Source organism: Engelhardtia mirabilis (assembly GCF_007748095.1).
Lineage (GTDB): Bacteria > Planctomycetota > UBA1135 > UBA1135.
Genome location: NZ_CP036287.1, coordinates 3,625,473 through 3,650,057, shown reverse-complemented (window position 1 = coordinate 3,650,057; position 24,585 = coordinate 3,625,473). Strand labels below are relative to the sequence as shown.

Annotated in this window: 19 protein-coding genes, 1 tRNA gene and 1 pseudogene; 7 read left to right on the top strand and 14 right to left on the bottom strand. The window is 68.6% G+C overall.

Annotation, left to right across the window (positions count from 1 at the left end; genetic code table 11):
• Nucleotides 1-118 precede the first annotated feature (118 nt).
• From Pla133_RS13395 to Pla133_RS13355, 9 genes are all read right to left on the bottom strand, one after another.
• Entirely contained in the window at nucleotides 119-784 is a 666-nt protein-coding gene (locus Pla133_RS13395) for a hypothetical protein (protein WP_145066024.1), read from the bottom strand.
• Nucleotides 781-1,176 carry a hypothetical protein gene (locus Pla133_RS13390; protein ID WP_145066022.1) on the bottom strand — a complete coding sequence of 132 codons (396 nt, stop codon included), beginning with the start codon at nucleotides 1,174-1,176 and terminating at the stop codon, nucleotides 781-783. Before Pla133_RS13390 ends, Pla133_RS13395 begins: the two co-directional genes overlap by 4 nt.
• A gap of 74 nt (nucleotides 1,177-1,250) precedes the next feature.
• Nucleotides 1,251-2,711, bottom strand: a complete 1,461-nt coding sequence (locus Pla133_RS13385; RefSeq protein ID WP_419191504.1) for a DNA cytosine methyltransferase — start codon at nucleotides 2,709-2,711, stop codon at nucleotides 1,251-1,253.
• Entirely contained in the window at nucleotides 2,708-3,106 is a 399-nt protein-coding gene (locus Pla133_RS13380) for an HNH endonuclease (RefSeq protein ID WP_145066020.1), read from the bottom strand. Before Pla133_RS13380 ends, Pla133_RS13385 begins: the two co-directional genes overlap by 4 nt.
• Nucleotides 3,103-3,534, bottom strand: coding sequence for a hypothetical protein (locus Pla133_RS13375; RefSeq protein ID WP_145066018.1), 432 nt, complete (start codon nucleotides 3,532-3,534; stop codon nucleotides 3,103-3,105). Before Pla133_RS13375 ends, Pla133_RS13380 begins: the two co-directional genes overlap by 4 nt.
• The gene (locus Pla133_RS13370; RefSeq protein WP_145066016.1) at nucleotides 3,531-4,538 is read right to left on the bottom strand and encodes a DUF1376 domain-containing protein; all 1,008 of its coding nucleotides are present in this window, start codon (nucleotides 4,536-4,538) and stop codon (nucleotides 3,531-3,533) included. Before Pla133_RS13370 ends, Pla133_RS13375 begins: the two co-directional genes overlap by 4 nt.
• A complete protein-coding gene (locus Pla133_RS13365) occupies nucleotides 4,535-5,164 on the bottom strand; it encodes an RNA ligase family protein (protein ID WP_419191503.1) in 630 nt (209 codons plus the stop codon). The genes Pla133_RS13370 and Pla133_RS13365 overlap by 4 nt, the downstream gene beginning before the upstream one ends.
• Nucleotides 5,161-5,427, bottom strand: a complete 267-nt coding sequence (locus Pla133_RS13360) for a hypothetical protein (protein WP_145066012.1) — start codon at nucleotides 5,425-5,427, stop codon at nucleotides 5,161-5,163. Before Pla133_RS13360 ends, Pla133_RS13365 begins: the two co-directional genes overlap by 4 nt.
• A gap of 375 nt (nucleotides 5,428-5,802) precedes the next feature.
• Nucleotides 5,803-6,111: a hypothetical protein gene (locus tag Pla133_RS13355; RefSeq protein WP_145066010.1), complete on the bottom strand. Its 309-nt coding sequence runs from the start codon at nucleotides 6,109-6,111 to the stop codon at nucleotides 5,803-5,805.
• 143 nt (nucleotides 6,112-6,254) lie between these two features.
• Here Pla133_RS13355 and Pla133_RS26290 point away from each other — a divergent pair.
• Nucleotides 6,255-6,387 (top strand) — tRNA-Leu (locus Pla133_RS26290).
• Between the two features lie 259 nt (nucleotides 6,388-6,646).
• On the opposite strand, the gene Pla133_RS13345 is transcribed toward Pla133_RS26290, so the two are convergent.
• The 3 genes from Pla133_RS13345 to Pla133_RS13335 all read right to left on the bottom strand — a co-directional run bounded on the left by Pla133_RS13345 (nucleotide 6,647) and on the right by Pla133_RS13335 (nucleotide 11,800).
• On the bottom strand, nucleotides 6,647-7,171 hold the full coding sequence (locus tag Pla133_RS13345; protein ID WP_419191502.1) for a cupin domain-containing protein: 525 nt from the start codon (nucleotides 7,169-7,171) through the stop codon (nucleotides 6,647-6,649).
• Between the two features lie 294 nt (nucleotides 7,172-7,465).
• Nucleotides 7,466-7,888, bottom strand: a complete 423-nt coding sequence (locus tag Pla133_RS13340; RefSeq protein ID WP_145066004.1) for a hypothetical protein — start codon at nucleotides 7,886-7,888, stop codon at nucleotides 7,466-7,468.
• 810 nt (nucleotides 7,889-8,698) lie between these two features.
• Nucleotides 8,699-11,800: an SUMF1/EgtB/PvdO family nonheme iron enzyme gene (locus Pla133_RS13335; RefSeq protein WP_145066002.1), complete on the bottom strand. Its 3,102-nt coding sequence runs from the start codon at nucleotides 11,798-11,800 to the stop codon at nucleotides 8,699-8,701.
• A gap of 159 nt (nucleotides 11,801-11,959) precedes the next feature.
• Between Pla133_RS13335 and Pla133_RS13330 the strand changes: the two genes are divergently transcribed.
• From Pla133_RS13330 to Pla133_RS13310, 6 genes and pseudogenes are all read left to right on the top strand, one after another.
• Nucleotides 11,960-13,297 carry a hypothetical protein gene (locus Pla133_RS13330; protein WP_145066000.1) on the top strand — a complete coding sequence of 446 codons (1,338 nt, stop codon included), beginning with the start codon at nucleotides 11,960-11,962 and terminating at the stop codon, nucleotides 13,295-13,297.
• A 30-nt stretch (nucleotides 13,298-13,327) separates the two neighbouring features.
• Nucleotides 13,328-13,909, top strand: a pseudogene (locus tag Pla133_RS26285) (S1 family peptidase); the annotation flags it as partial.
• A gap of 126 nt (nucleotides 13,910-14,035) precedes the next feature.
• Nucleotides 14,036-16,861, top strand: coding sequence for an SUMF1/EgtB/PvdO family nonheme iron enzyme (locus Pla133_RS13325; protein WP_419195445.1), 2,826 nt, complete (start codon nucleotides 14,036-14,038; stop codon nucleotides 16,859-16,861).
• A 367-nt stretch (nucleotides 16,862-17,228) separates the two neighbouring features.
• Nucleotides 17,229-17,819, top strand: coding sequence for a helix-turn-helix domain-containing protein (locus Pla133_RS13320; RefSeq protein WP_419191501.1), 591 nt, complete (start codon nucleotides 17,229-17,231; stop codon nucleotides 17,817-17,819).
• A 53-nt stretch (nucleotides 17,820-17,872) separates the two neighbouring features.
• Nucleotides 17,873-18,220 carry a four helix bundle protein gene (locus tag Pla133_RS13315; RefSeq protein WP_145065994.1) on the top strand — a complete coding sequence of 116 codons (348 nt, stop codon included), beginning with the start codon at nucleotides 17,873-17,875 and terminating at the stop codon, nucleotides 18,218-18,220.
• A gap of 252 nt (nucleotides 18,221-18,472) precedes the next feature.
• Nucleotides 18,473-19,474, top strand: coding sequence for a reverse transcriptase domain-containing protein (locus Pla133_RS13310; RefSeq protein WP_419191500.1), 1,002 nt, complete (start codon nucleotides 18,473-18,475; stop codon nucleotides 19,472-19,474).
• Between the two features lie 325 nt (nucleotides 19,475-19,799).
• Here Pla133_RS13310 and Pla133_RS13305 read toward each other — a convergent pair whose 3' ends face one another.
• Both Pla133_RS13305 and Pla133_RS13300 read right to left on the bottom strand, forming a co-directional pair.
• Nucleotides 19,800-23,024 (bottom strand): SUMF1/EgtB/PvdO family nonheme iron enzyme, encoded by a 3,225-nt coding sequence (locus Pla133_RS13305; protein WP_145065990.1) that lies wholly within the window; start codon nucleotides 23,022-23,024, stop codon nucleotides 19,800-19,802.
• A 96-nt stretch (nucleotides 23,025-23,120) separates the two neighbouring features.
• Complete coding sequence (locus tag Pla133_RS13300; protein ID WP_145065988.1) at nucleotides 23,121-24,272, bottom strand: fatty acid desaturase; 1,152 nt, start codon at nucleotides 24,270-24,272, stop codon at nucleotides 23,121-23,123.
• Nucleotides 24,273-24,585: the final 313 nt, after the last annotated feature.

Here is a 24,585-nt window from a genome sequence, read left to right as displayed (position 1 = left end):
TCTGCTTTCCGGGGCGGCTGGTTTGCGGGGTGGTCAGCCCCACCGCCCTCTCGATGATTAGATATCACCATATCGGATAGACCAGCACAAGTCAGATCCGGGGAAATCCTGGATCTTTTCACTCTCGGGCCAGATCCTCCCCGGGATGGCCCAGTCCAAGAGGAAGGCGGGAGGGCGCGCCGCGGTCCCGGTGGATCCGGTTGCGTGCCCCCTGTGCGACGACGACGAAGACGAGATGAGCCGGCACGGGCTCAAGCTCCACCTGGTGCGCGTCCACAGGATGCCCACGGAAGAGGCCGTCGACGCCGCCAACAGGGCCCAGCGGCACGGGGGCCCCCTCGACATCGCTCGGGCGGTGCGCGCGTACCTGGCGGCCAGGCGGGAACTGGCTGGGGGCGCCCCGTTCTTCGACGAACTGCCGGCGGATGCCGTCGCGCACTTCCGGGCCGATGCCGAGGGGCGCGCTGAGCGCCTGCGCCTCGAGATTGAGCGGGCCTGCGAGAAGGCCGAGGGCGAGAAGCCCAAGGCCAAGCGGCGCCGGTAGCGACAGGGCCTTTCGGCGGGCATCGCGCAGAGCCAGCTCCCGCTCGACGAGTGCGCGGGCATCGACCGGCGTCGAGCGCTCCCCGATCTCGGTCAGGCTCCCATCGCCGGCGATCAGGTAGCAGGTCCAAGGGTCGAGCGTGCGGGCTTGGTCGTCGCGGACGACGAGGGCGCGCTCCTTGTCGCCCTGGGCGAAGGACCAGAGGCCGGGGCGGGGGGTTGTCCAGTTGGGGTGGGTCACTGCGTCGCCTCCCAGAGCTTCGCCAGGTCCTCGTCGGCGATCTGCACCTTGGGCAGGCCGCCGTGATGTGCGCCCTCTTCAGGTCCAGGCTGCAAGCCGAGTCTCGATCCGTGGTAGTGCAGCGGGTGGCCCAGCGGGTAGAGCCCGGGGAGGCGGATGTCTTCGACGATGCGATCAACGCGCGCACGAAGCGGCGCCTGCCGATGCTCACCTTCGGCGACAACCGCTTGAACGATCGCGCGGAGCGCCGGGGCGGCGATCTCGAGCCCGCGCTCCACCTCATCCTCCGCCCACTCGCACCATCGCTGCGCCAGCGCGAGCGTCGGGAACGGCCGCGACTCCGCTACGAACCCCGTGTAGTGCGAAGCGTGGAATCCAGCCTCGGAGTGCACGATCTCGCAGCGAGGGCCCGATCGGCCGTCTGCGTAGAGCCACCACTTCGGGAGGGTTCGGGATTGCTTCCAGGTCATGCCACAGCCTCCGCTGCCAGCTCCAGCGCGTTGGCACGGACGATCGCCTCGACCACCGGGGGGCAAACACTGTTCCCGACCAGGCGCGTCCTGGTGGCCTTGGTGAACGCCACGCGCGATCCGTCGTCGTCGATGCCCCAGTCGTCGATGTAGTCCTCGGGGAAGCCCTGGCACCGGAAGAGTTCCCGGGGATCGAGCATTCGCATCCCGACGTCGACAAGGGCGTGGTTGGCCCCGTCCACCATCAGCAGGACCCTCCCTGCTTCATCAGTCCGCAATGGGCCAGGGGCGTAGGTGCGGATCAGGTCGGCGACCAGCCGGCCACGATCGGTCGGCCCCTCCAGGGTCGTGGAGGCGAGGCCGTGGCTGTCGCGGGTCGTGACAGAGCCTGCGGGACGCTCCAATCCGTGCCCGTAGACGCCGCCGTAGTGCTTGACGAGCCAGGCCGCGACGAGGCTCGCGCCGTTCGCTGTGCCGGTGACTGTCGGCGCTGGACGATCGATGGCGCGACAGCGCGGGGCCTGCGTGGGTCGCTCTCCGTGCCTGGGGACAGTGAAGGGCGCGACGAGGGCATGGTGTCCGCCGCCGGCGCAGACTGCGCCGAGCGGGGCATCTGTGGCGCTCGAAGCCGCTCGAAGGTGGGCTTCCGAGGTCCCCTGGAGGCGGACCAGATACGGCTGGGGCGCCTCGAGCACGATGCGGCGGAGCCCGGTCGCAATCCTGTGCAGCGTCTTGTCCGCCAGCGGCTTCTTGCGTTCGAAGACCGAGCGGCAGGCAATCGACCAGTCGATGCACTCTGCGGCGGATCGGAACGGAAGGGCTTGGTCGGGGCCGTGCGTCGCCTCCGGCCAGGAGATCGGCTGGCCATCACACCGGGCGATCAGGAAGAGCCGCTTTCGAGTGGTCGGCGCTCCGTAGTCGCAGCCGCGCAGCTCCCGCCACTCCACGTCATAGCCCGCGGACCGGAGCTCGGAGACCCACCGCTCGAATGTGCGGCCACGGCGGCGGGGGCATGGGCGTCGGTCGCGGCCGAGCGGCCCCCAGGTTCGAAACTCCTCGACGTTCTCGAGGAGGATCACCCGGGGCCGAACGGTCTTCGCCCACCTGATCACGACCCAAGCCAGATCCCTGCGGCGCGTGTCCCGGATGGGGCGTCCGCCGCGGGCCTTCGAGAAGTAGGTGCAGTCGGGGCTGAACCATGCGAGACCCACGGGACGACCGCCTGTGACTTCGAGAGGCTTCGCCCGAAAGACGTCCTGGCAGAGGTGCCGTGCGCCCGGGTGATTCGCTCGGTGCATCGCGACAGCCTCGCGATCGTGGTTGATCGCCACGTCCACCGACCGACCGAGGGCTTGCTCGATCCCAATGGAGGCTCCACCGCCTCCAGCGAAGTTGTCGACGACTAGCTCGTCGAAGAGCTGGGCGCCCTCGCACGCTCCGTATCGTCGAAGAATCACGCCGCACCCGCCTTCCGCGAATCGATCCAGCTCGCCCAGTCCTCGACCGTGTGGTCGTGGACGCCCCGGTGGCACTTTGCGCACAGGCAAATGCCGTTCTCCGGGAGGTCTGGGCCGCCGCGAGACTTGGGCAGGAAGTGGTGAGCTTGAAGCTCCCAAGCCGAACTGCACCGCTCGCACCGATGGCCGGCGCGAATCAGCACCAGGCGCCTGAACTCCTCGCGGGCCCAGCGTCGATCGGCGAGGGCCGCGCGACGCTCGGCAAGCTCCCGCTCGAACTGGAACCCGGATCCTCGATTGGCGCTCCTGCGCTTCAACTCGCGGTGACGCTCCAGGCGCTTGCGGTTGCGGCGCTGGTTCCAGGCTTCGCGGCGGTTGGGGTTGGAGCGCTTCACGAGTCACCCCCAGCCAGTTCCGCCGCGAGCATCCCCGCGGTCTTCGCGCCAGGCGGCAGCATCGGGCGCTCGTCGTCCAGCGCATCGTCGGCGGGTTCCTCTCGCCCGTCCGGGAAGCGGCGGACCAGCTTCGCCTCGGTCACCCGCCGGCCGTTGCCGTCGACCCGGAGCGAACCCCAGATGTCGCGGTAGGGGACCTGGCTCCAGACGAGCCGGCCCTCGATCGCTTCGACCAGGTGCGCGGGCGCCGGGATCCCGTAGGTGTGGGTCCGCGCCACGGCCTCGGCCGCTTCGAGGAGCTGCGCCAGGGAGTAGCTCCCGAGGATCGCGGACCAGGCCGCGAGCTGCGCCGGCCCGCCGTTGCGGAGCCCGGGGTAGCACTCGCCCAGGAACGCGAGGGTCTTCGCGACGTGCTCGGCGCGCTTCATGCCCGCCTCCCGTGCCGCCGCTCGCGGTCGGCCTTGCGCCAGTCGAAGTCCTCGGTCGGGGCCGGGACGAGCTCGAGCGCGCCGGTTCGCACCTGCTCGGCGATCTGCTCGCCCACGGTGCCAACTGGGCGCCCGGCGCGAGGTCGGTCGGGCTCGACCAGGGCCTGGTAGTTCCCGGCCGTCGAGTGCTCCACGGCCCAGCCGAACCGCACTGGGCCCATGGTCTCGATCTTGCGCAGCGCCGTGCGGGCGCCGACGAGCGTGTGGGCCTTGGACAGCCTGGCGGCCAGGTGCTCGGTCCAGACCTCGAGCATCGCCCAGAACGGGCCGCCCCGCAGCCGCTCGAACTCGCCACCCGGGGCCAGGAGCTGATCCCACGCCGCGACCTTGGCCCGACCACCGCGAGCGGAGCGAGCTTGCGCCGCAGGCGCTGCCGCCCGGGGCTTGGGCGGGGGCTCGGGCTCGGGAGCGGTGGGGGGTTGGGGGGTCTTACTGGGTTGGGATGGGTTGGGTTGGGTTGGGTTGGGTGTTGAACCAGGTTGAACCTTGGTTGAACCAGGTTGAACCAGGTTGGAACCTGGTTGAGCCTGGTTGGCCTCGATCGCCGTTTTCGGGGCCTTGGAGGGGGGTGCGGCCTTGGCCTGGCGCTTCGCGGCGCTCCGGCGACCCGCCTCCGACATCGCCTCGCGGTAGGCGTCGGCATGCTCCAGTTCCCGCAGCATCCGCGGGCTCGCCAGCTTCCCATCCTCGAAGACGAAGCACCGACGGACGCGATCGGTGACCAGGCTCGGCACCTCTTCGGGATCGCAGCCCAGGGCGTCAGCCAGGTCATCGGGGGTGTCGGCGAGCCACCCCCCGGCCTCCCAGAGACGGTTGAGCAGGTGCACGTAGACCCCCTTCTCGGCCCAGTCCATGCGCTGGACCTTGCCGCTCGAGAGGTAGTCGCCGGTGTACCACTGCATCGCCGGGCGGTCGTTCAGGCGGCCGTTGCGGGATGCGCTCACGCCGCCCTCCCTTCGCGGAAGTCCCGGCACTTGATCTTGGTGATGACCCTCTCGCCGCGGCGGTTGAGCATCTCGACCTCGGGGCGGGCAACGATGCCCTCTGCGGGGAAGTCACCCCAGCGGGACTTGAGATCGCCGCTGCGGCACCAGTCGATCGCGATGCTCAGCCGCCCCGAGCCGATCACGGGGGCGACCTCCAGCCCCAGAGACTCCGCGATCTCTTCGAGACTCGACCGTTCCAGCCACATCCCACACCAGGCATCGAAGAGGACGATTCCCTGGTCCTGGCGGTAGTTGCCACCACCTTTCTGGATCTTCGCCCCGTAGCCCTCGCCGTAGAGAACCATCTCCTCCGGAAGGCGAGCGAAGGCTGAGCTCTTCACGATCCTCGCGCCGGCCTCGAAGACTCCACGAGGGAGCTGCGCGCGAAAGGTCTTGCCCCGGACGTCGCAGCCGTTCGCGCGAATCAGCCGGACGTTGGTCCCGTCGATCTTCTCGGTGAAGGTCCAGGAGTTCTTTCGCAGGTACTCGAACTCGGGCTTCGCCCAGCGCCCCTCCAGGAGCGTCTTGTGATTCGTCTCGGGGTCGCGGAGCCATACCGTCTGGATCTTGTGGTACTCGCTCACGCCGCCCTCCCGCCGTCGTCGCCGCCGCCCTTGTTGACCGCGTGGATCCCAAGCAGGGTGATCCGCACCGATCCGTCATCCCGGCGGGCCAAGAACTCCCTGGCGATCAACTCCCGCACCACTTCGCTGCCGTGCCGGGGCCCGCCGTCGGGGCTGCGGTAGCCCACGTCCTCGGTCGTGCGCTCCGCTCGCAGGATGTGGGCGCGCTTGGCCCACTCCAGGGCGCTGCGCTGATCTCTGGTCAACTGGTTCGAGTCTGTCACTGGGGCATCTCCTGCTCCGTGGCCTCTGCTGGATCCGCTGGTCAGGCGGGGTGGGATCGGGGGGATCTAGCGCGCTGGTCGGGCGCGCGGTAGGCTCCCCGCTGGTCTGTGACGCTGGCCGGGGTGGTTCCCGACCGCGAAGGCGTCATGGCCTCTGCTGGCCCTGGCCGCCCTTCGGGGTGGCCGGGGCTTTCCCCATTCGTGGGGAGGTGGGCGCCCGCCTTCGTGGGGTGGTAAGTCCCGACGGGCGCCCCCATGGCGCTGCCTCTGCTAGCCCCGGCTCTTGCAGCGCCCGACGCCCCATGAAGGGGGCAAGGCGGCATTGCAGCCGGGATTCGGCGCCAGCTCGCGGCCGGCGCGGTGGATTGGTGGGGCTCAGCCCGCATTGCGGATCTCCCCGCCCTCGAGCAGCGTGGTCAGCCGTCCGGGCAGGCAGATGAGGTTGCGCTGGTACAGCGCCTCGCCCCACAGCTCGGACCGATCTGAGCTGACGATGGTCTCGATCTGCTCGAAGATCGTCCGGCGATCGACGGCGTTCCTGGAGGCCAGGCCGCGGCGGATCGCGCAGCGAAAGCACAGGTAGTCGTAGGACTCCGGGTCGTCCGCGCGCTCGAAGTACCGGGCGAACCCCGTGGGCAGCGTGTGCTTGCAGCCTTCGCAGGTGGAGGGACCGAGGGAGGTCATTTCGACCCCCTTCCGCGCAGGATGATCGGGCCCTTGCCCAGGGCCGCCCAGAGGTCTTGGTGGCACCGCAGCAGGGCCACCAGGGCCGCGCGCGAGGGCACGAAGATGAACTCCCCCTCGGCCAGGCCCGCGGCCTCGATCTCGGAGGCGTGGGGGCGAGTCGCGGATTCGCGGGGCTCGCCGGATGACCCCCCAGGAGGGCTTCCAATGGCCTCCAGCCCCCGAGGCGGAATCATAATCCGCGGGTCGGCGGTTCAAGTCCGTCCACCGCTACCACCCTCCGGCCGTCCATGGGAGCGGCCGGGAGAGGGCCCAGATCCGGCCCAGGAGCGTCCGAGGCCAGATCGGTAATGCTCGAGCACGCGCCAGCGCGAACCTGATCAGTGACACTGGGCGGCACGGAGTTGCCTCCCGAATCACCCTTCGTCGGTAAGTGGGTCGGTGCCTCGCCCAAGGCCGCGATCCCTTGGACGCCTCGAACGCAAGCGGCGCGCCGCCTGCTAGGCCGACGACGCGCCGATTCACTCCTCTGTCGTCAGCTCCAGGGAGTCGACGCCACGATCGAGTCGGGGTCGACCGGCAGCCACGCGCCGGTGTCCCGCACCTCGTGGGTCACGCGTCCGACCGGGTCGAAGATCCGGTAGGTGTCGCCCTTGCCCCAGTAGAAGTGCAGCGACCACGACGGCTCGTGGGCCTCGACAGTGTGGATGTCGCGTCCACCGAGCCAGGTGATGTCCCCGGGGAGCAGCATGCGCCGCTCGACCGGGACCAACTCCGACCCGTCGAATTCGAACTTGGTCTCGATGAGGAGACCTTCCTGGACCAGCACGAGGCCCTCGCCACCACCGTGGTCGTGGGGGGCCGTGGTGCCCTCCGGGGCCCATCGGCAGGCGAAGGCCTCGCCGTCGGGGCCGGGGTCCAGCGGCTGCCCAACGTAGTTTCGCCCGCTCGGGATCCGAGCGCCGAGGCTGGACAGGACAGCGAGGCCCTGCTGGAAGTAGCTCGACGCGGCGGTGAAACGCTGGGCGTCGAGGAAGTTGGTAGGGAACGATTCGGCCATGGAGGCCCTCCGGCTCTCGGTCGGGACGCGCCGACCGGTCGTTGGGGAGAGCCGAGGGAAGCCCTCGAGCTCGGCGGAGCGCCGATCCGCTGGCTCGGCTGCCGTCCCCCCCTCACCGAGAAGGGGCCTCCAAGGGAAGGCGCGGCCGCTCGCGGGCGGGACGGGCATGCTCCGCGATGCGGACCAGGCAGTGCGGACCGCAGTCCGCGGTCGCGGGGACGGGTCGACGGCCGTGCGTGATCGGCGATGTCGCGCTCCACACGCGACGAGGAGCGCCGGCCCACGCTCTATCTCTCATCCGACGACCTGCGCGCCGATCGCGCTCGAGCTTCCGCCCGCGCGATCCTGCTCGCGTCCGACCAGGGCGAATCCGACACGCTCGGTTTCGAGCGCGACGGCCTCCTGGCCGAGGCTCGAGGCCAGCTGGAAGGCCTCTTGCTCCGCGCGGGCGATCACATCGGCCTCGCCCGCGGCGTCGGTCACCTCGACCACGACCACGACCACGAGCGTGGGCTCCGACGCGCCGTGCCACTCCCCCTGGGCCATGAACGCGGTGAAGCTCCCGAAGGTGCGGCAAAGGGAGTCCAGGGCCCGGCGACGACGCGCGCGCGCACGGTCCCAGCGGATCCAGCCGCCGAGAAAAGCGGACGGATCGAGCGGGGACCGTAGGCCGATCGAGAAGGTGAGGCGCAGGGCGGGCTCGAAGCGGGAGCTCATGCCCCGCCTGCCGTGCCCCCGTGCCTCGGTGAGCCGTGCGTGGGCGGGACGATCAAGTGGTCGGGCCTCGCCTCTCAGATGACGCGGCCGCCATCCGACCCAACGGGGCCGGCTCGTCATGAGGACCTTGGCGAGGCTCCCTGCAGATCCGAGTGACCCCTTCGGCATGACTGGGATCGCTCGACGTGGCCAGGGCACGATTCCGACCTTCGAATCGCGCAGAGCTCGATCGCAGGGGCCCGGCCGCCGATCGGCCCCGAGTCGGCGGCGGTCACCGCGTCAGGGTCGCCGGCGCGACGGGTCGCTCAGAGGCGGTGCAATCGAGCTTGCCATCCGGTCCGTCGATCTCGTGGAGACGCGGCGGCGAGTTTGCGAGGTCGCCTCGCCAGATCGCCGGTCGTCCTGGTTGATCCAGGTGAGGCGGTCTTGTCGGCGCATCCCCGGGCAACAGACGCCGGGCCGAAGTGAATCGGCGCGGCGCCATCCGATCGGGCGACAATGAGCTCGGACCGTCCATTCGCGTGGTGAGCGGCCGAGGAACGCCATGGAATCGGCCGCTGGACCGCGGTCAAGGACGGCCGCACTTGGGCCGCCCAGTGCCAGTTGGCGCGAGGAGTCCGAAGCGTGCGGCCGTTCTCGTCGGTCCAAGAGATCCGCAGCGGCCGCCCAGAATGCCGAGACCAGTCGGACTCCGATGCAGATCGGCCGCCAAGGACAGTCCGTCAGCAACCCGCGGTAGCTGCTGGCCGCACTCGGGCAATGGATGGCCGATCGTGCCGCTCCCTACCCCTCACAGTCACATCTCAAAGATCAATCATCGATGGCCAAGCTCCGGTCGGCCGGGAGGACGACGCGGAAGCCCAGGTCCCAGAGGCGGCTCGCCGGGTGGTTCCTGATCCGGTACCCCGAGCGACAGTTCGCGGCCGAGTCCCAGAAGCTACCGCCGCGCATCACGCGCCACGGGCCGGCGCCGCCGAGAAGGTCCTGGCACCACTCCCAAACATTCCCGTGCACGTCGAACAGGCCGTTCGGATTCGGCTGCTGCGGCTCCTCGCCATCCGGGGGGCGAGTGGCGACGTCGTGGACCCGACCTCCCGAGTTGCCTTCGTACCAGCCGTGGTCGTCCAGGGCCCCAGGGCTGAACCAGTAGTCACCCTCGTTGCCTGCTCGCGCTGCGTACTCCCACTGAGCCTCGGTCGGCAGGTCGCCCGGCTGATCCGATCCCATCGCCCAACCGAGGAACCTGCTGTACAGCATGGCTCCAAAGAAGTTGATCTCGCCCTTCGGCTTACGGCTACTCGTCTCGATCTCCCTGCCAGACATCAAGCTGAACTGGCTCTCGGTGACGGGAGTTGCCCCGAGCCGGAATGGGGTTGGGATCTTCACCTGCTGGCGACTGGGAGCGTCCCCGTCACCCATTGCGAATGAACCGGGATCGATCCGAGGAAAGGGGGTGAGCCCGTGGATCGGCGGAAACAACTCCTTCAAGGTCGGACGGTCCGGTTGTCCAAAGCGCCGGAAGTACAGGGCTCTACGAGTGGACACTAGCTCACCCGGTTCCTCCTCGAGCGCGACGAGTAGCTCGTCCAGGTGGTAGCAGTCCGCCCACATCTCCTCCTCGCTGGACCGGCTCGCCATCCACAGCCGTTCGACGAGTTGAATCGTTGCGGCCCGTGCCCCCTCCCCGCGACCCAGGATGTTCGGCAGGTCCAGGAGAATCTCGCCGCGACGCTCAGGGTCCGACGAATCGAGCCCCAGCACCTTCTCGACCGTCGACGGCGACACTCCTGTAGCACTGGCCAGCACTCTGCGCCCCAGGACCGGATTGTGCTCGACGAGCCGCTCGATCATCTCGTCCTTGTCGGCCAGCTCATCCGTGCCGACCAGGAGCGCGAACGGTTCGGCGAAGAAGCCGAGGTGATCCTCCGCCAGCGCGGCGGCCTCGGCGAGCTGCTCGTCGCGGGTGAGGCTCCGCAGCCAAATCATGACCAGGACCTCACGAAGCTGGCCGTGCCAGAAACGCCAGTTCCTCCCCTCCTTCTCGCCGTATCGACCGATGATCCCCGTGATCGCCTGCACGTCCTGGAGGAAATCGTCAGGGCGTCGGCTCCATTCGTTGAGCACGGCGCGGACGGCGACGTCCGTCTCGACGCCTTGCTCTTGGAATAGGGCGTCGAGGTCCGACTTGCGAACTGCTGTCTCGCCCTTCTTGCTCATCTGGACCGCCAGGAACACGAGCCCAGCGCGCATCACGGCCGGATTCGGGTTCTTCTTCGGAGGATCCTGGAACTCACCGGAGAGGAGCAGCTCGAGGACCTGCTCGTAGAGTGCGCTGCGAGACTCATCGGGCGTCTCGCCACGGCGCAAGAGCAAGCCGAAGTACGTCAACCAGAGCGGGTTCCCGGCCAGAAGCGACAATCGGCTGTGGGGGAGGTCGGCCCAGCGCTTGATGTGATCCTCGGCCGCCCCCTCGTCGCCGATCCAGGCGCTCAGGAACTTCTTCTGTTGAGCGATTCCCATGGGCTCGACGTCCGCCTCCACGTAGCCGCCCGCGGGCTTGCGATACGGAATCGTCCGCGTCGCCACGACGATGGCGGACGAGCCCATCTGTTCGGAGAGGTTCGCGAGCCAGGAGCGAGTGGTGGTTCTCAACTCGCCGCGGACCTCGTCGAGCCCGTCGAGGAGCAGCAGCAGACGCCCATGCTCGCGCTCGGCCACGAGCGCCTCGCGGCGAGCATCGGCAATGTCCTGCTGCTCCTCGAGGTAGTCGAGCAGCTTGTCCCAGGCGTCGCCCTTTCGATTCTGCCCCGCTCTCCAGCGCGCGAAGTCGGGGAGCCCGATCCTTACCGGCGTCCAGGCGGCGTCGTCGTCGCCGGCGAGGGACCAGGCGAGCTGGCGCAGGATCGTGGTCTTGCCCGAGCCTGGTTCGCCGCGCAGGACGAATCGCGGCCCGGCGATGCCGAACCGGGCAGGCGGGATCGACAGCAGTTGGTCTAGGCGGACACCAGACGGGGGAATGCTGGCGTCTTCTTCATCGCCTAGATCGGCTAGACGCTGCGCGAACGAGGGACTGACTCCGACCTCGAGTCGGACGTAGACCCGATCGAAGAACTCGTCGGCGAGGTCATCGACCCCGAGCATCCTGAGCAAGTCGTGGTCCTCTTCGACCCGAGCCCTCAGTGCACGGAGATAGGACCCGCGCGTTTCGATCACGCCATGGTCGATGAGCCAGTCGTCGAGGGGCCTGGTTCGGACCGCATGGGGAAGCTCTCCGTCGAAGTGGTGCTCGAGGAGCGCCAGCAGTTCACCCGACGACACGGCCGCCATCTGCAGCGACCTCGAGCTGCCGAGACAGGCCATCCCGACGCAGACCTCCTCGCCTCCACGTCCGGCGACCACGGGTCCGCCGCTGACTCCCTCGTGGACGCGGGCGAAGAGGCCGAACTCGGTGACCTGGCCACCCCGGCTCGTACTCGACGATCCCGATCCCTTGTGTGGCCGGCAGGATTCGACGTGCGAGGTCGGCGAGTGGCGAGGGAACCCCTCCACCTCGAGGTAGGAAACACTGTCGAGGAGCTGGTCGAAGAGTCGGGAGTCGTACGCCAGGGCAAGGTCGGCACTCTCGAGACTCGCTGGCGCACCCTCGAGCTTCAGCAGAGCCACGTCTACCTCATAGCCGATCCCAGGGAGGTCGCCCCAGGCCACGACCTCGGCCGGCCGACCGCCGGCGCAGAGCCCCCATGCCGCCTCACGGGAGTTGGGGACCTTCTCGCTGAACTTTCCACTGCCGTTGGCGACGTGCCAGCAGGTCACCGCATAGTTCTCCGAGACCAGGATCCCCGCCGCCGGGTTCCCGTCGTCGGAGGTGACACGCAGGACGTAGGGTCGAGATCTGTCTGTGCTCGGGAGCATGGGCCGGGTCTCGGGAGACTAGCAGCCTGACAAGCGGCGTGTCGACGCCGGCTAGGGCCTTCCCGGACCCCGTTGGCGGCGCTAGGTTCGACCACGGAGCCGGGAGGAGGTTGCCTGTGGACCCGGCCGATCCGAATCACCCGATCGTTTCCGAGTGCCATGAGCGAGTTCGACGTCCGTCCGCTGTACGAAGCCGGAGATCCGCCCGAGCCGCCCGATCCGCCCCCCGGGGGGATGACGGAGTTCCCCATGGAGCCCGTCAGCGAGAGCGCCTCGCGGCATCCGATCTCCCCGACGCTCATCGCCTACGACGAGGCGGCCGATGGCAACTACGTCTTCGTGGACGACGTCGAGATGGAGTACCACGCGAAGCCCTATCCGTTCCCCGAGGAACTGGATCGGGGAGAGTGGACGCTGTCGGCCCGAACCAGTGACGATCGAGTTCGCGGTCACGCGCTGTTGCTCGCACTCCACCCCTACTCCGAGGATTGGATCGACGAGAGCCTGTTCCGATACGGAAGCCAGAAGTCCGAGAAGAAGCGGATGGACCAGTTCCAGCGGGCGGCGCGGTCGAGTGACGACTGGAGGGTGGCCGTAGAGGCTCTGAAGTTCGACCCCTTTGAATCTGTCGGGTCCCAGCTACGGGCGGTCCTTCGTGGACCGCGGCGTGCGCTGCCGGACATCGAGACCGGCCGCACTTTCTGGACCGGGGAGCAGAGGAAGAAGGAGGGCGCGGACGACGACGAGGTCGTAAAGAATCCGATGATGCGCTGGGGTCTGTGCCCGATCCCTGAGAGCGGTCCCGGCCTCGTGGTGCAGACGATCCTTGGGAGTAAGCTGCTCGAGACTGTCCTGCGGCTGGTGACGGCTCGAGTCATCGACATCGGCTACGCGCGCCGACCTCGGAAGGCGGGCGCGTCGAAGAGCATCTTCATCTCGGACGCCACGATCGAGAAGGCCCCGGCGTTGCTCGAAGCGGCCGTTTGGAAAGCGTTGTCGGGACCTCGTTCGCTCGAAAACGGTCCGCGCGGCGAATCCTGGAGCGGGAAGCCGGTTGCGATGCTCGCTGCATCGATCTTCATCGAGTCGCTGAACCGGTTCAACCGCAGAGGACTCAGGGCGACCGATGTTATTCAGGATCAAGGTCCTGCCAGGGGAACGGCGGTTCAGCGCGGTAGCTCCGATGGCCACGGTGAGATCGTCGTCGTCGACGGCGGCGGTGCGGTCGGCAGTGAGGAGCTACTCGAGAAGTTTCGCGAGAAACTCGAGCTGCCCGATGACGCGGCGTTCTCCCACCTGCTCTACGACGAGGAGTTCGAGGTCCAGCTGTGCGGGCTGGCACTGGCTCACGTTCTGGCCGATGCGGACAACTGGAGCGAGGTGCCGGAGTCCCATCGTGCCGGTTGGATTGCCGGGCTGGAGCACGTTGGGGAGCACGGATCGGTGACCTCGAAACAATGGGCGCGCGAGATCCTCGACCGCATCCCGGGGGCGTGAAGCTTGCCTGATCTCGATTGGCCTTCGGCGGTGCCATCCCTGGTTCGCATCCAGTGCCGGGTCGAGAAGACCAAGAACGGCAAGACGACGACTGATGACAACTTCGGTTCCGGCGTGATCGTCGCGCCGGGATGGGTTCTGACCGCCTGGCACGTTCTCAGCCGGACCGGGACGTTCAGTGGTGGCCGGTCCGAGTCGCCGAATCCTGCCAAGGGCGTCGTGGTGACACTTGCCGATCACCCCACGGCACTGGACTCCGAACCGTCCATTCACTCGATCGGTCCGTACGACCCGTCGTCGGCCGACGTCCTGTTCGCGTCGGGCGACCTCTCTGGGGTCGGGCGCTCGGTGGACCTGGCACTGCTGAGGGTTCCTGGCCTGGCCGAGGGGGATGCCGTTGCGTCGCTGACCCGTGGTCTTGGTGAGCTCGAGGCCCGAGCGCTGGTCGCCCGCGGTTCGTCGTTCGCGATCTGGGGCTTCCCCGACGGCGTCGAGAGCCCAGACGACCAGAGCGCACGGCTCGAGGGCTGGGACCCTGACCACCTCCATCGGGAGGCTCGTGATCTTGGGGCCGAACACGGGAGGGTCCACGGCGGCTTCAGTGGAGGGCCCCTGCTGCTGCGTGTCGGATCGGATCTCCACTGGGTCGGGATCACCATCGTCGGCGGGTCCAATCACCCGTTCTCGGGCTACCTGCTGGCAGGCACCGTCGGACCGTTCCTCGACAACGCTCGGCGGGTGATCGAGGAGCGGGACGGCGGGGGCGAATCGCTCGCGCTACCGAGCTCACCCGATCTTCGCTCACTGCTGTTGAAACCGTTTCTCGGTCGGCTCTCGGCCGAGTGCGACGTCCTCCCATGGGCACCCGATCTCAGCCTCGACGACGTCTTCGTCGATCGCGTCACCTTGGAGGTTCCGCGGGACGGGGAGGCGGTTCGCGCCGCGGTGCATGGACAGACGTCCCTCGCGCGACACCTCGGGCTCGAGGATGCGTTCGACGAGGAGTCACCGGCAAGTGAGGTCCCGTCCGGGCCCGGCTCGAACTCACCCTCCGCGGAATCGGATCAACCCCGGATCATCCTTCGCGGTGAAGCCGGAACGGGCAAGACGACGATCCTTCGCCAGCTGGCCAAGCGGCTCGCGGACGCTCGCCTCGCGACCGGCTCAGATCGTCCCATCGACGAAGGCGACAGGGTCGCTTTGCTCGTCCGTCTACCGGACCTGAAGAACGTCGGCACTCGTCCGTTCGAAGACCTCGTCCAATACGTCACGAAAAAGGTCGACCACTACACGGGGGAGCTGCTCGGCGCGCAAGATCCTCGCGGTGAGCTGGTGCTGTTGCTGGACGGCTACGACGAGGTGAGCAAGGCCGAGCGGCCGAACGTGGGGGCCCTGCTCGCTTCGATCCCGCGCGAGCTGCCCAGAACGCCCGTGGCGCTCGGAACCAGACCGTCACGCTACCTTGAACGGAGCGCCCAGTTCAAAGCGTGGAGCTTGGCGAGCGTCGAACCTCTGGGTGCCGATCGGCAGAAGGAATTGCTCGTCAAGCTGGTGGGGCAGCACCGGAAGTTCGGCGGCCCCGCGAAGCCGACGATGGACGCGGCGGCACTCGAGGACTGGGTCGACCGGATCCAAGTCGATGCCCGCTACGACGAGGAACGCGGGAACCCGCTGTGGTTGACCATGGCAGCCATCGTGATCTTCGAGGAGGACCGTGAGCCAGGCTCGCGGGTCGACCTGCTCGACGCGATCCTCCGTCGACTGGAGGCGGGCAAGCACCGCCGCGATCAGCGGCAGATCCACGAAGTGGCGGACGACGACTCGGTGCAGCCCGAGGCGCTTCCACGGTCCGTCCGGCCCGTGCTCCGATGGTTGGCCCACCGGATGTCTTCGGAGGGCCTGGTACAGGTCCCTCGCAGCGTCATGGAGACATGGCTCGAGGATCTGAAGGACTCGGAGCGCGGCGCTGATGGAAGCGCTCCGACGCCATGGACCGACCTTCGCCGGGACCTCCTGGATCTGAAGGAACGTTGCGCTCCGAATGACGTCCTCAGGTGGCTCGAACGCAATTCGATCCTGACACCGCCAGAGCGGAGGATCCGACGACGCGGAAATGACATTGACGAGGACTGGCGCTTCTGGCACCGGTCGACGCTCGAGTTTCTGACGTCGGAATGGCTCTGGGAGAGGTGGACGGCGGCAGGGGGGCAGGACGATGTTCTTGCTCGCGCGCGGTCGGCCGCTGGGGCTGTGCGTCGTGCACTTCTGCAGCGGTTCGACCGAGCGCTCTCGCAGATCGATGCTGACGACGTTCGTCTGGCTGACAATGCGCGAAGCATCCTGAGTGCGCTCAGGTTGAGCACGAATGAAGGCTGGTTGAGTTCGCAGGGTCCGGCCGGATTGCGTTCTTGGTGCGACTGGCTCGAGCTGGTTGGCGCAGAACAGGGGAGCATGGATGGTGACGCTGAGAGCGACAATGGAGAGGACGACGTCGCGCGTTTCTGGTCCGAGCCGCTCGGCATGCTGGCGGAACGACTCGTCGAAGGGGAAGTCGAAGTCCTGCTCGAGAGCCTCGAGGATGCGCCGGCGATCTCGAGACGCGCGTTGATGGCGAGTCGAGCGGTTTCGACGAATGCTGTCATGATCGTCCTTTCATCGCTCGAGGAGGAGGAGGATCGGGGGGCCGTGATCTCTCAGGTAGAGCACTTGATCGAGGATCGTATGGAGACCTTGGATCTCCTGCGAAGCCTCGGCCTCGCCCCCCGGATCCGAGCGGACCTGTACTTCGTCGACGAAGCACTGTTGGCCTTCGGAGTGCGGCACGAGGATCTCGCGGACGAGGCCGATGCCGCGAGACTGCGGATCTACGAGGAGCTGCCGGTCGAGCCGACGTGGCGTGCGCCGTTCGAGCGGACGTTCGGGGATCCGGGGGTGCCCCTGTGGCGACCGGTAACGCGGCACCTGACGTTCGGTTACGGCGATCGCGAGCTGGAGCAGGTGACGGAGCAGCCGTTCCAGATCTCGGCAGTTCCGGTGACGGAGGAGATGTACCGGGTCTTCGACCCGCACGATGATCAGCGGAAGTCGGAGCCAGGTCTCCTTCCGGCGCGCTCGGTCAGTTGGTGGTGTGCGATGGCCTACTGTCGCTGGGCCGGAGCGAAGCTCGGTTTCGGTCTCGCCGGGAGCCTGCCGACCGAGCGCCAGTGGGAGTGTGCCGCGCGGGCCGGGACCGAGGGTGACTACTGGTTCAGCCCCGAGGCGCTCGACGAGCATGGGTGGTATGAGCAGAACTCTGAGTCTCGTGCCCACGATGTCGCGACTCGACCGCCGAACGGCGACCGGCCCCAGCAGCCCAACCCGAACGGCCTTCTCGATGTCCACGGGAACGTTTGGGAGTGGTGTCTGGACCTCTTCGACCGCGACGGCCCGTGGCGCGTGTTGCGCGGCGGTAGCTACTGGGACACGGCCGCGGGCTGTCGCTCGGGGTACCGGAGCAGGAGCCACCCGGCGGGCCGCAACCGGAACCTGGGCTTCCGCCTCGTCCTCCCGGCCGAGCTTCGATGATCGATCTTTGAGATGTGTCTTCGAGCGGCCCGAGCGTCGCCGAGGGGACGCGCAGTGCCGATTCTCGGCACCACGTGGCCGGACCCAGTTCCGGTGGGATCCCGAGACCGAGGCGACCCCTGCGCCGTTCGGCCGTCGCGTGCCGGTGTCGTTTCCGATTGGACTCGGTTCGACCTCCCGCACTGACCGCTCACACGTCGCGACGGCCAGTTGCGGCCATTGATGGCTACTCATGCGGCCGTCGATGGCCACTTCGTCCCTCGATCCGGTCATCGGCATCCTCGAGGAGGTCACGAGTTCCACGACGTCCACGAGATCGTCTTCTGGATCGGAACCTCGATCCATCCAGCCGGTTCGATCCACCGGGATGGAACTGAGCGTTCGCGAAGCTGCCGTCGTTCTCGGGGTGAGCCCGCGCGCCGTCCGTGCACGGCTCGCACGGGGTGAGTTGCGGGGGGCCAAGCATGGCAAGTCCTGGCGCATCCGGCGCGAGAGCCTGCCCTTGACCGAGGATCAGCGTCAGTCGCTCCAACGACGAGCCGACGATGTGCGCGAGGCGGTCGAAGAGGCCCTTCCCTCAAGGGCGGCCGTGCGGCACGGTGACCGTCGGCGATCCGTGGAGGACGTCGAGTGCTTTCGTCGTGGGCGCGCGGTTCTCGCGGCTATGCGAGCAACCGCGGCATCGACAGGATCATCGTCGTCCGCTGCGGAGCGCGCGCTCCTGTCCGGACTGCTGGCCGTCTGCGAGGGCGTCCACGCCTACGACGCGGATCGTAAGGGCGAGGCCCTCCGCCGCGCCCGGTGCTTGATGAGCCGTTGCGTGGGCCTCCTGTTGATCCAGGACGCCGAGCCGGAGGGGGAGCAGCTCGCCTGGGCCGCGCGGATTGAGTCGGAGGTCCTTCCGACCTTGGGGGGCCTCATCCGCTGGAGCGAGAAGCTCGGGAGGCGCGAGCGGTGACTTGGCGACGCGCGCCTCTCTACGTACGCAGCCATGACCTCGCGACCTGGCTCTTGGCCGAGGTCGCGCGATGGCCGCAACCCGAAGCCATGTGCTCGGCCGGACGGGTCGCCGACGCCGTCCAGGACCTCGTCGCGGATGTCTCGATAGCATTGACCTTCCCGGCCGAGAGGGACGACCATCGTCGCGCCGCCGATCGAGGTGTGGTCCGCCTCCGGGTGCTGCTGCGGCTCGCCGAGTCGCTGGGCTACCTGACGAAGCGACGGATGCGGTTCGCTTCGGCGGAGCTCGACACGATCGGCCGCATGCTCGGTGGATGGGGCCGCAGCTCCCGGCGATTCTCCAAGTCCGGTGCAGGGGCAGGGGCCCCACGGCCCGAGGCGCGTGATGCGCGGCGGTAGCTACTGGAACACGGCCGCGAACTGTCGCTCGGGGTACCGGAACAGGAACCACCCGGCGAACCGCAACCGGAACCAGGGCTTCCGCGTCGTCCTCCCGGCCGACCCAGCCCGCGGACGGAGCTCGCGAGGCGAGCGGATCCGCGATCAGGCCCCTCCCCGCGGACGTCGCAGCCGGACCTTCCGGCCCGCTCGTCCGACCTCGCCCCTCCGTTCCCGTAGTCACCGCCGGTGGCGAGCGTCCGGAGGGGCACCTTGACCAGGACCACGGGCGGCCTCTTCGAGCAGCTGGTCGACGAGGACCGGCTCGACGAGGCTGCGCGGGTCACCGTCCGGGGGAAGCGGCGGCGGGCGGATGTCGCGACCTTCCTGTTCCGCCGGGAATCCGAGCTTCGCGAGTTGCGTGCCGCGCTCGTGGACGCCCGTTGGCGGCACGGGGCCTTCGATCTCTTGTTCCTGCACGATCCCAAGCCCCGGGTCATCGCACGAGCATCGGTCCTGGATCGAGTGGTGCACACGGCGGTCGCGCGCCTGGTCGAGGCTGTGCTCGAGCGATCCCTATCGGACGCGGACTACGCCTGCCGCACCGGACGGGGAACCCATCGCGCGTTGCTCCGGATCCTGGAGCTGGTCCGCCGTCATGCGTGGTTCGTGCATCTGGACGTTCGAAGCTACTTCCCGAGCATCCGGATCGAGCTGGTCCGGTCCCTGCTCCGTCGCCGGATCCGCGACGAGCGGTTCCTGCAGGTCGTCGATCGGATCCTGGAGTCCGGGCGGGGCCTCTACGACGATCGTCACGTACGAGCCTTCGCTCGACTGGATCCCGATTGGCCGCCGCCCGGCGAGGGACTGCCCATCGGTGCGTACACGAGCCAGGTCTTGGCGGCCCACGTTGTGCCGCTGGGCCTCGACAGCCATGTCGCGCGCGAGCTTCGCGTGCCCGGCTATGTCCGCTACGTCGACGATCTGTTCCTGTTCGGTGACTCTAGGTCGGCCTTGCGGGCCGCGCGGGACGACGTGGGGCGGTACCTCGACGAGCGACTCGGTCTGCGATTGAAGCGCCCCGGGGCTCGCCCGCGATCCTGCAGCGGTCGCCTCGATGCCCTCGGACACTTGGTAACCCGCAGCGGGATCGAACCCCTCCCGAGGCACGCGAGGCGGATGGGCGCACGGGCGGCCAGGTACGTTCGTGGGACCGGGCCGGCCATTCCTGCTGAGGGTTGGGCAGGAGCGTTGGGAAGCGTCCTGTGCGTCTGAGGAAAGCCGTCAGAGCGGTCGAGGGCGTCGGGCTGACCTTGGTGGCCGAGCCGCGCTCCTCGGGTGTGGAGGGGGTAGGCCCGATCCGGAACCTGATGGCCGTTGAGGGTCGTCCTGCTTCCGGATGTCGGGTCGGCCGGTCACAACGGGCCATTTCTGGGCGGGGACCGGAGGCTCGGTTCCCGGGGATCTGGGGCGTTCGAGAACCGATCGGTCGCAGACGACCGGAACAACGGGACGACCGGAATTCTGTTCGGTCATCGAGGGCCGCGCGAGGAATGGAACGTCCGTTCGGGTCCACATTCGAACACATCTCAAAGATCGATCATCGAAGGTCGGCCGGGAGGACGACGCGGAAGCCCCGGAGCCGGTCGCGGTCCGCCGGGTGGTCCCAGTAGCGGAACCCCGAGCGACAGCTCGCGGCCGCGTACCAGAAGCAACCGCCGCGCAACACGCGCCTCGGGCCGTCGCGGCCGAAGAGGTCCACACACCACTCCCAGACGTTTCCGTGGACATCGAAAAGGCCGTTCGGGTTGGGCTGCTGGGGCCGGTCGCCGTTCGGCGGCCGAGTCGCGACATCGTGGGCACGAGACTCAGAGTTCTGCCCATACCACCCATGCTCGTCGAGCGCCTCGGGGCCGAACCAGTAGTCGCTCTCGGTCCCGGCCCGCGCGGCACACTCCCACTGACGCTCTGTCGGCAGGCTCCCGGCGAGACCGAAACCGAGCTTCGCTCCGGCCCAGCGACAGAAGGCCATCGCACCCCACCAACTGACCGAGCGCGCCGGAAGGAGACCTGGCTCCGACTTCCGCTGATCATCGTGCGGGTCGAATATCCGGTACATCTCCTCCGTCACCGGAACCGCCGAGATCTGGAACGGCTGCTCCGTCACCTGCTCCAGCTCGCGATCGCCGTAACCGAACGTCAGGTGCCGCGTTACCGGTCGCCACAGGGGCACCCCCGGATCCCCGAACGTCCGCTCGAACGGTGCACGCCACGTCGGCTCGACCGGCAGCTCCTCGTAGATCCGCAGTCTCGCGGCATCGGCCTCGTCCGCGAGATCCTCGTGCCGCACTCCGAAGGCCAGCAGTGCTTCGTCGACGAAGTACAGGTCCGCTCGGATCCGGGGATCGAGGCCGAGGCTTCGCAGGAGATCGAAGGCCTCCTGACGATCCTCGATCAGCCGATCGATCTGCTCGATCACCGCCGCGCGGTCCCCTTCCTTTTCGAGCGACGCCAAGACGATGTGGATCGAGCCCACCGTGGCGTTCGGTCTTCCTAGCAGGGCGCGGCGAGCGGCCTCGGGATCCCTCGGTGCGAGGCACCGGAGCACGCGTTCCGCCCCGGTCGCGTCGTCGAGCATCTCGACGAGAAGGGCCGCAGGTCCGGCCCAGTGCCGGACCGAGCCCTCGAGGTCGGCGTCGAGGCCTGCCTCGATCAGCTGTTGGGCGTGAGGAGCGTCGTCGCCTTCGAGCATGCGGCGGAGCTGATCGGCAGAGAGGAACTCCTTCACGGTCCGATGTCTGAAGGACCAGAGCTCGTCGGCGTCGGATCCCCCGTCTTCCACTTGTTCGCCGTCCTCCTCGAGCGGGCTCAGGATATCGGTGCCGAGCGAAAGCTGATCGAGGATGCTCTCCTCCGAATCGTCCTCGAGCAATTCCCAGGCTTCCGTCAACCGAGCCCAGAGTTCATCGCTGCCTCGGACGTCGTGGTCCGCTCTCTTGCGGAGGTTCTTGCAGACCTCGACCAGGTCGTCGAAGCGGAGTTCGTCCTGACGCTGGAGGGTCATGGCGAGTGCGATCGTTCCCAAGACCGGACGGGCCGCGCTGGGGATCGGACCTGCCACGGGAGTACGTCTGCGGCGAGCTCTGGGCTCGAGGTCGCCGCGGTGCATGCCCATTACAAGGTGGTCGACTGCCTTGGCGAGCAGGCCCGACATGGACGGCGGTGGAGCCCCCGTCTCCGGGTCCACGGCGAGGGCGGCCAGCGTCAACCAGAGTGGGTTGCCGCGGATGTCGGCGAATCGCTCGTCCCGACTGATCTGATGGACCCATGCGGCGGTCGCCTTCTCTGAGCAAGGCCGGCCGATCGCCTTCGACACCTCGGTGACCAGTCGGATCTGGTGATCTCGATCCAGGGGCTCGACCGAAGCGGTGTTCCAGTGTCGCGTGAGCGCCGGCTCTCGGTCGTCGAAGCCCGTCGGGCGAGTGCCCACGACCAGGCCGACTCCGGGGAGGTGATCGGGCAGGCCCTGAAGCAGGAGCGAGATGGTGTTCTCGGTCACTTCTCCGGCGTCGACCTCGTCGAGCCCGTCGAGCAGCAGCAGGATCCGGGGTTCGGAAACGCGCGAGCTGAGCGCCCTCGTGAGGATCGCAGCACGATCCACGCGATCTCTCAGCTCGTCGAACAGCGCCGCTCTCCAGTCGGGCCCTCGACGGACGATGAGGGGCAGGCGCAGGAAGATGGCCACCGGTGGCAGCGCTGCGCCATCCCCGGCCTGATTCGCCTCGCGGGCCAGCTCGAAGGCGAGGTGGCGCAGGAGAGTCGTCTTGCCGGTTCCCCCCGCGCCTCGCAGGACCCATCGCGGGGGCGAGTCGACGGTGGGCGTCCAATCCACCAACTCCCTCAGGCCACCGGCCTTCGCGTTACCGTCACTGTCGCCACCGCCCGTCGCTGCCCGGTCCACGACGATCCGCTCCTGGAACAGGTCGTGCAGCTTCCACTCCTTGCGGGCGGACCGGGACAAGATCGGCGGAAGCCGGTCGTTGCGTTCCGCGATGCACTCGAGTGGCCTGCGCAGGAGCAATCGGCCGAGGTCCTCGGTCGGTACCTGAAGCCGATCGCCTTCGCGTCGAAGGACCTTCTGTTGATCGAGGAACTCGATGATCGCTCCCGAGAAGGTCTGGACCGAAGAGCCGACCGTGGCTCCACCGAGGCTCGCGAGCCCCAGGCACAGAGCTTGGCCGTCGACCTCGGCCAGAATGGGTCCGCCGCTGTAGCCCTCGGGAACTCGGTGGCCCAGGTGGACCTCGTAGAACTCGTCGCCGGCACGCTCCGGGTCGGGGGCACCGTCGTCGAAACGCTTCGTGCGCAGGCTCCCACCCGGAAACCCTACGACCTGGAAGGGCTCGTCCGGACCGAGGTCACCGAGGGCCAGGTACTCGAGTCGTCGCACACCGCGGGCGATCGGAAGGAGGTCGCCCGAATCGATCGGGACCGGGTCCTCTTCGAGCCGGACCAGCGCGAGGTCGTAGTCGCGGCCTTGGCCTTCGTCGTCGACGGGCTTGTCGGCGAAGGACACATGCCGCTGGTGGGGGGTCGGGATGGACCGGCGGTGCTTGCCTCCGATCTCCAGGTCGATCCTGGCCGCGGCCATCGGGGTCCCGCCCGACGTCGCCGTGCCACGGTACTTGCCGTCGACGTTCACCACGTGCCACGCGGTGAGGACGAGGTCGGGGGCGATCAGCAGACCAGCGCCGACTCCCTCCTCGTTTCCCTGCTGAGCGCGAATACGGACGAGCCAGGGAGGCCAGATCTCCGGGTCCTTCATCGCCGCTCAAGGTAGCGGGAGTCGGGATCGTGCGGCGAGTTGGCCGGGCCGGCCCGGGGCTTCACTCGCCCCGGGCGGCCCGCTGGGCCCATGGGCCTACTGGGCACTCTCGAGAGCCGCCAGTTCCTCCGCGGTCGGACGCCCTCGCTCGGCCCAGCTCCGGAAGACCTCGCCCACGTGGTCGGCGAGAGTGCCGGCGACCCCACCGTAGGGCTCGGGGAAGCCGGGGCTGCCGGCCTCGACATCACGCTGCCGCACGAACACGGCGTTGGCCCAGTCGTAGACCGAGCGGCGGTGGTGCAGGTCGTGCTGGGGCAGGTCCCCGACGAGCACCGCGATCCGAGCCGGCAGCTGGAGGAGGAGGACCTTCGCCCAGAACGACGCGAGTGCGCCGGTGTGTCGAGCGGGTCCGGTCAGGTTGCGATCCGGGAAGGGGAGCAGCAGGAAGCGTCCGAAGGTCAGGCGCGCCAGCCGGAGCTTGCCCGCGGGGAGATCGAGCCACCAACGGTGCTCGGAGAGGAACTGGAGCAGGGCCGAGGCCTGGAACCCGAGCACGGCGGGCACCAGCCAGACCAGGGCCCAGGTCGCCGCACTGCCGGTCGCAGCGAGGACCAGAGCGGTCGACACGACGTAGGCCCAGCCGAGCACCACGCGGTATCGCGGCGCGTCCCAGAGGTTCGAGCGGATCCGGCCCCAGAGGTAGCGGCCGTGGTAGACGGGCGAGATCAGGCTGGTCGCGAGGCGCAGCCAGAGCTGGGCCATCGACCGGCCGGGCCCGAAACCCGATCGCCACAGGAAGCGGACGTCGGGGTCCAGGGGCGTCCCCAGCCGGCTCGAGTGGTGGAATCGGGCGTGGTCGCGGCGGTAGAGGTCGAAGGGGATGGTGAAGGACAGGGTCGAGAAGAGCTCGGCCAGGGCGCGGTCGACCCGCTTCGAGCCGGAGAAGTCGCTGTGGGCCGCGTAGTGGCCGGTGACGATGTAGAGGTGGCGCAGAGCACCCGTGGTGAGGAGCCAGGCCGGAACCAGGGCGAGCCACTGGACGGCGGGGCCGGACGTCGCCCACGTGGCGGCGGCCACGCCGCTGCCGAGCACGAGCAAGGACACCGCGAGGCGGGTCCAGGGCGTCCAGCGGATGGCGGGGAGCTCGCCCGTGGCCGGGAGGCCGGTGAGCCAAGTCCAGAAGATCTGTACGGGGCGGCCACCGGGGAGCGCGTCCCGCGTGGCCTGCATCTGACGATTCGATTGCATCGGGGATCGGGGCAGAGGCCGCGAGGAACCGCCTCGCGCGGGGCTCGACGACGTGGCGAACCTCCCCTGCTGCCGTCCCCCCTCTGCCGAATCCGATGGCGGCACCCGTCTCCCCCGACCTCGCAGCCAGGCCCGACTGGGCTCGGATCGCGGGGCCGTGTCGAGCCCCGAATCGTCCTCCTCGGGTCCCAGCTCTGGCGGACGTGGATCCGCCAGCCGGGCGCGCCTCGATCGATCGGCGGGCGACGGGGCGGGCAGGTACTGGCGCGGGAGATCCGGTCGCACGGCCTTCCCGTCCGGCCCCTCGCTCGGC